This is a genomic window from Mailhella sp. (assembly GCF_057866825.1).
The window spans coordinates 2,102-3,543 of sequence record NZ_DBMAHT010000170.1 but is presented as its reverse complement, the minus strand read 5'-3'; the positions used below and the strand labels follow the sequence as shown (position 1 = coordinate 3,543).

General features: G+C 56.2%; 2 protein-coding genes. Both read right to left on the bottom strand.

Annotated features, from left to right (window positions below; all coding sequences use genetic code 11):
• Positions 1-39: 39 nt before the first annotated feature.
• The gene (locus ACZM96_RS10185; RefSeq protein ID WP_489488907.1) at positions 40-918 is read right to left on the bottom strand and encodes an NAD-dependent epimerase/dehydratase family protein; all 879 of its coding nucleotides are present in this window, start codon (positions 916-918) and stop codon (positions 40-42) included.
• A partial coding sequence (locus tag ACZM96_RS10180) for a DegT/DnrJ/EryC1/StrS family aminotransferase (RefSeq protein WP_489488905.1) occupies positions 915-1,442 on the bottom strand: 528 nt, incomplete at its 5' end. The genes ACZM96_RS10180 and ACZM96_RS10185, both read right to left, overlap by 4 nt.

Genomic DNA, 1,442 nt, shown 5'->3' with positions numbered 1-1,442 from the left:
CAGCTCGACTCGATCTGCCGATGTGTATTGAGGTCTTTCTTATTTATCCACGCAAAGCGCGTCATAGTTCAACGTATGTTTGTTCCGCGCGTACCATTCATAAAGCGCGTTTATGGACTCGTGCAGCGGCGTGAATGTTACCGTATTGAATTCTGTCTTCAATCTCGCGTTGGAACCGTAGTAATCAAGGCCGTAGCCTTCTGCGGCCACCTGCACTTCAGCGCCGCTTATGCCGGCCACATATTCCGCAATGGAACGAAGTTCCACAAAACCGTCCGGCACCACGTTGTAGGATGAGTGCGCAACGTCGTTCTCAATGAACTTCTCCAGCACCGCAGGCAGATCGTTCACGTCGAGATAGCTGAAGCGTCTGTTCCGGCGCAGCGTGATGGGCAGACCAAACAGGCTCTTGCAGATGGCGTTGGAGATGAACCTGATGGCGTAATCCTCATATCGGCCGAAGATGCCGAAGATGTTCAGATCCACGAAGCCGGGCAGCGAGTCGATGCGCTTGGCCACCACGTACTTGCAGAAGCTGTGCTCATCGGCCCCCATGCGGAGAAAGCGCTCATCTTCCGTAACTCCGGCGTTGTTCGCCGACACATCGTACACGGCCCCGCTGCCGAAATTGATGAATCGACCGAAGCTGTCACGATGCCGGGCAAGATTCTCGAACATGCGCACGTTCGTGTAGAAGAGTCGGCTGTGATCAGGCGCGTTTCTGTGGCCGGGCTTCACCGCCGCGTGCAGCACAACGTCGAACTCATGCCGACGAAAATACGTGTCCACGCTGTCGGTGTCGGCCACATCGAGTTCAGCGTGCGTCGGAGCAAACAGTTCGTATTTGTCCTTCAGAAACGACTCTCGAAGATTCCGGCCGATAAAGCCGCTTCCGCCCGTCAACAGTATTTTTTTCATGATCTTCTGCTCCGCACGAATTCATGGATGATGCGCGAGGTTTCCCGTTCGTCGTTTTCATCCACGTTCTGGGCAGTGCCTATCCAGAAGGTGTGCTCCATGATGAAGTCGGTATGGGGCAGCAGCGCGTACTCTTCCTCTCCCAGATCGCAGGAACGCATGCGAGGGCCGGAACCTATGCGCAGTTCCACGTCGGAGTCGGTCATCATGGGCTGACGCAGCAGATTGCCGGCAAAAAGCTGACGGGTGCCCACGCCGTGGGATTCCAGATATTCCACCAGCTCCTGCTTGGTGAACGGCGCTTCCGGACGCACGGAAATCAGAAAGCCGAACCAGGAAGGCTCGCAATGTTCGCTGTGTCCGGGCAGCATGAGCACGTCGGAAAGGTCGGCCAGCTCTTCGGAAAGCACGGCGGCGTTGCGACGGCGCTTTTCCAGAAATCCGTCCAGCTTTTTGAGCTGCTCCACGCCCACGGCCGCCTGCCAATCCGTGATCTTGAGATTGTAGCCGATGTGGGAATACGT

Bases quoted from the DNA above. Each gene is read 5' to 3' on its own strand.
- ACZM96_RS10185 (WP_489488907.1), bottom strand. From the start codon at position 918: ATGAAAAAAATACTGTTGACGGGCGGAAGCGGCTTTATCGGCCGGAAT.